Source organism: Saccharopolyspora sp., assembly GCF_017434145.1.
In the GTDB taxonomy this organism is placed as follows: domain Bacteria; phylum Actinomycetota; class Actinomycetes; order Mycobacteriales; family Pseudonocardiaceae; genus Saccharopolyspora_C; species Saccharopolyspora_C galaxeae.
Genome location: NZ_JAFRFW010000125.1, coordinates 1 through 4,561, shown reverse-complemented (window position 1 = coordinate 4,561; position 4,561 = coordinate 1). Strand labels below are relative to the sequence as shown.

General features: G+C 70.9%; 4 protein-coding genes and 1 pseudogene. 4 read left to right on the top strand and 1 reads right to left on the bottom strand.

Annotated elements, in window-relative coordinates:
• Positions 1-1,069: pseudogene (locus tag IJH84_RS03335) on the bottom strand (hypothetical protein); the annotation flags it as partial.
• Positions 1,070-1,400: 331 nt separating this feature from the next.
• On the opposite strand from IJH84_RS03335, the gene rplU reads away from it, so the two are divergent.
• The 4 genes from rplU to proB form a co-directional block, all read left to right on the top strand.
• Complete coding sequence (gene rplU / locus IJH84_RS03330; protein ID WP_200070927.1) at positions 1,401-1,709, top strand: 50S ribosomal protein L21; 309 nt, start codon at positions 1,401-1,403, stop codon at positions 1,707-1,709.
• Positions 1,710-1,719: 10 nt separating this feature from the next.
• Positions 1,720-1,977 (top strand): 50S ribosomal protein L27, encoded by a 258-nt coding sequence (gene rpmA, locus IJH84_RS03325; RefSeq protein ID WP_200070928.1) that lies wholly within the window; start codon positions 1,720-1,722, stop codon positions 1,975-1,977.
• A 112-nt stretch (positions 1,978-2,089) separates the two neighbouring features.
• Positions 2,090-3,580 carry a GTPase ObgE gene (obgE, locus tag IJH84_RS03320; RefSeq protein WP_200071147.1) on the top strand — a complete coding sequence of 497 codons (1,491 nt, stop codon included), beginning with the start codon at positions 2,090-2,092 and terminating at the stop codon, positions 3,578-3,580.
• A partial coding sequence (gene proB / locus IJH84_RS03315) for a glutamate 5-kinase (RefSeq protein WP_295140014.1) occupies positions 3,577-4,561 on the top strand: 985 nt, incomplete at its 3' end. The genes obgE and proB, both read left to right, overlap by 4 nt.

The window sequence follows — 4,561 nt, the reverse complement described above, 5'->3', positions numbered from 1 at the left end:
TGACGGCGATGACGAGCACGGCGATCCACAGCGCGGCCGACATGCTGTTGTAGCGGCTCTGCAAACCTGCGGACTCGCCGAATGCCGCCCGCGAACCCGAGATCATCACCGCGCAGCCGATCGCGTACACCGCCAGTCCCCACCAGGCGGCACTGGCCGCGCGGGCCTGCGGGCGCAGGCACCCCGGCAGGTGCAGCGCCAGCACCGCCAGCCCGGCAACGCCCGCGACCAGGGCCAACGCCGGTTCCGTGCCGGTCCACACCATGCCGATCATGCTCAGCCCCGCCAGCATGGCCTGCGCCGGATCATCGGTGGGCGAGGCGCCGCCCCCGCCTTGGGGACCGCGCAACACCAGCCAGGCGGCCACGACGACCACTCCGATGACCATCGGGGCGGCGACTCGCCGCCTGCGCTCCCCGCGCATCCAGGCCAGCACCGACAGCGCCGGCCACACCGCGAACGACGTGCCGTAGCTGATCGAAGCCAACAAGCCGAGCAGCACCGCCGGGACGGGACGTCCGCGCTGCATCGCCAGCAGCGCGCTCAGCACCAGCAGCATCGCCAGCACCCACGAAGCACCGCTCATGGAACGCACGAAGTTGTGGATGCCGTGCGGGTTGAACACCAGCGCCGAGGTCGCCACCACGAGCCCCGCGCGCTGCCAGCGCCCCAGGTCCGCGGGCAGCATCGCCCACACCAGCAGCACGCATCCGACGCCGAACGCCAGCACCAGCAGGCCCAGCGGGTGGTTCGAGCCGCCGCCGAACCGGGCGCTCAACCAGAACAACAGGCTCGGCAGGACGAACGGGTGCTCGTTGCGAAAACCGAGCAGCGCCTCCGGACGCAGCGAGCCGTCCGGGTTCGTGATGTCCAGCAGCACCCACCAGTAGTCGTAGAAGTGCATCTGCGGGTACCGCAGCACCTCGCGCAGCATCATCAGCGGTGGCAGCGCGGCCATCAGCAGCAGTGACCGAGGCCCTGCCGCGCTTTCGCGCAACCGCTGCAGGTGGTCGGCGGGCGCAGGCTCTTCGTGCTCGGTCCGCCGTGGTCCGGATGCGGTCTCGGTCACGCTGAATCCCCATGTGAAGGTCGAACGGCGACTCACAGTAGCAAGGTAAGATCGAACCGCAGGGAGATCGCGCGGAAAACCCGGTTCCTTCCCCGGGAGTCAAGCCCGGAGTAAGGCCGCCGCGAGCGGTCTGTATGCTGTGAGGGCACTTCTCGCCGCCGGACGGGCGGAGAGCTTAAACGCCTGTGGAACCCGGTGCGCCCCTCGCGGGTCGAGGGTCGTGACACAGGAACCCACCGAAACCCGGCACTGCCGGGTGGATCTCCGGCCCCGCCGGAGTGGGCGTCAACGGGTGAACCAAGCGAACCGAGCAGCAGGAGACTTCCGACTCATGTACGCGATCGTCAAGACCGGCGGCAAGCAGTACAAGGTGGCGGTCGGGGACGTCGTCGAGGTCGAGAAGCTCGAAGGCGAATCCGGTACCGAGGTCACCTTCCCGGCTGTACTGGTCGTCGACGGCTCCGACGTCACCGCCGACGCCGACGCGCTGGCGAAGGTCTCGGTGACCGGCAAGCTGGTCGAGCAGACCAAGGGTCCCAAGATCCGCATCCACAAGTTCAAGAACAAGACCGGCTACCAGAAGCGCCAGGGTCACCGGCAGAAGCTGACCCGCGTCGAGGTCACTGGCATCTCCAAGTGAGGACCTGATCATGTCCACCAAGAAGGGCGCATCCAACTCCCGCAACGGCCGCGATTCGAACCCGAAGTACCTCGGGGTGAAGCGGTTCGGCGGCCAGCTCGTCAGCGCCGGTGAGATCCTGATCCGGCAGCGCGGCACCAAGTTCCACCCCGGCTTCAACGTGGGCCGCGGCAAGGACGACACGCTGTTCGCGCTCTCCACCGGCGAGGTCGAGTTCGGCAGCAAGCGCGGTCGCAAGACCGTCAACATCGTGCCGGCCGAGGACTGACCCGGCTCTCGGCACAAACTCCCGAACGAGGGGCGGGTCCGGTTCGCACACCGGCCCCGCCCCTCTTTCGCGTTCGCCGCCCGCTCCGCGCGGTTGGCGGCATTCTTCGCACCTGGAGGGACTCGTGTCGCGGTTCGTTGACCGCGTGACCATCCACGTCGCCGCCGGCGACGGTGGGAATGGCTGCGCCTCGGTGCACCGGGAGAAGTTCAAGCCGCTCGGCGGCCCGGACGGGGGCAACGGCGGGCGCGGCGGAGACGTCCGGCTCGTCGTCGACCCCGGGGTGCACACGCTGCTGGACTTCCACCACCGCCCGCACGCCCGCGGATCCAACGGCAAGCAGGGCCGCGGCAGCCTGCGCAACGGTGCGATCGGCGAGGACGTCGTGCTGCCGGTGCCGGACGGCACGGTGGTGCTGGATTCGGACGGCGAGGTGATCGCCGACCTGGTCGGACCGGGAACCACGTTCGTCGCCGGGCAGGGCGGCCGCGGCGGGCTGGGCAACGCGGCGCTGGCGACGAAGGCCCGCAAGGCGCCGGGTTTCGCGCTGCTCGGCGAGCCCGGTGAGCAGCTGGACCTGGTGCTCGAGCTGAAATCGGTCGCCGACGTGGGGCTGGTCGGGTACCCGTCGGCGGGCAAGTCCTCGCTGATCTCGGTGCTCTCGGCGGCGAAACCGAAGATCGCGGACTACCCGTTCACCACGCTGGCGCCGAACCTGGGCGTGATCACCGCAGGGGACACCGTGTTCACCATGGCCGACGTGCCCGGGCTCATCCCGGGTGCCAGCGAAGGCCGCGGCCTCGGGCTGGAGTTCCTGCGCCACATCGAGCGCTGCGCGGTGCTGGTGCACGTCGTGGACTGCGCCACCTTGGAACCGGGCCGCGACCCGATGTCCGATGTGGACGCCTTGGAGGCGGAGCTGGCGCGCTACGCACCGGCGTTGGCCGCCGAGCACGGCGATCTCGCCGACCGGCCGCGGCTGCTGGTGCTGAACAAGCTGGACGTGCCGGAGGCGCGGGAGCTCGCCGAACTGGTCCGGCCGGACCTCGAAGAGCGCGGCTGGCGGGTGTTCGAGGTGTCCACGGCCAGCCACGAGGGGCTGCGGGAGCTGTCGTTCGCGCTGGCCGGTGAAGTCGAGAACTACCGCGCCGCGCAGCCCGAGCCGGAGCCCGCGCGGGTCGTGGTGCGCCCGGCCGGGGTCGGCGAAGGCGAATTCACCGTCGAACGGGATCCGGAGGAGCCGGACGCCTTCATCGTCCGCGGCGAGAAGCCGCAGCGGTGGGTGCGCCAGACGCAGTTCGACAACGACGAGGCGGTGGGCTTCCTCGGCGACCGGCTCGCCAAGCTCGGCGTGGAGGAAGCGCTGGCCAAGCAGGGCGCGGAGCCGGGCAGCCAGGTCACCATCGGCTCGGTCACCTTCGACTGGGAACCGTCCACGCCCGCGGGCGTGGCGACCATGCTCAGCGGTCGCGGCACGGACATGCGCCTGGAAGACCAAGATCGCATCTCGGCCGCCGACCGGAAGGCTGCGAAGAACGCCCGCCGGTCCAACCTGGACGCGCAGGGAAGTTACGTCGGCGAGGACGACGAGGAGGATCGGTGACCGACCAGGTGCAGCTGTCGCCGACCCGCAAGGCGATCGGGGCAGCGCACCGGTTGGTGGTGAAGGTCGGCTCGTCCTCGCTCACCACGTCCAAGGGCGCGCTGGACCACGCGCGGCTGGCGGCTTTGGTGGACGCCGTGGCGAACCGGGTGGACAACGGGGGACAGGTGGTTCTGGTGTCGTCCGGCGCCATCGCCGCCGGGATGGCTCCGCTGGGGTTGCGCCGCCGTCCGCGCGACCTGGCGACCAAGCAGGCGTCGGCCAGCGTCGGGCAGCAAGCCCTCGCGCACGCCTACGCGGAATCGTTCGCCCGGTATCAGCGCACGGTGGGGCAGGTGCTGCTGACCGCCGACGACGTCGTCCGGCGCGCGCAGTACCGCAACGCGCAGCGCACGCTCAAGCGGTTGCTCACCCTGGGCGCGGTGCCGGTGGTCAACGAGAACGACACGGTCGCCACCACCGAGATCCGCTTCGGCGACAACGACCGGCTGGCGGCGCTGGTGGCGCACCTGGTCGGCGCGGACGCGCTGCTGCTGCTGTCCGATGTGGACGCGTTGTACGACGGTGATCCGCGCAGCGGCCGGGCGTCGGTGATCCGGGACGTGCACGGGCCCGCCGACCTGGAAGGTGTGGAAGCGGGCGATACCGGGTCCGGTGTGGGGACCGGCGGCATGGCCTCGAAAGTGCAGGCCGCGCGGGTGGCGGCGCGCGCGGGGATTCCGGTGCTGCTGGCTTCGGCATCCGAGGCCCAGGGCGCCCTGGCCACCGCCGACGTGGGAACGGCGTTCGCGACCACGGGTTCGCGGCTGACGGCGCGGCGCTTCTGGCTCGCGCACGCCGCCGGGTCGAGCGGCCGGTTGTGGATCGACGACGGAGCCGTCGCCGCCGTCGCGCGGCGACGGCGGTCCGTGCTGGCGGCCGGGATCACCGGCGTGGAAGGCGATTTCCACGGTGGGGACGTGGTGGACCTGGCCGATCCGG

Excerpts from the sequence above, each read along its gene's own strand:
- rplU (WP_200070927.1), top strand. The coding sequence starts at position 1,401 with ATGTACGCGATCGTCAAGACCGGCGGCAAGCAGTACAAGGTGGCGGTC.
- rpmA (WP_200070928.1), top strand. The coding sequence starts at position 1,720 with ATGTCCACCAAGAAGGGCGCATCCAACTCCCGCAACGGCCGCGATTCG.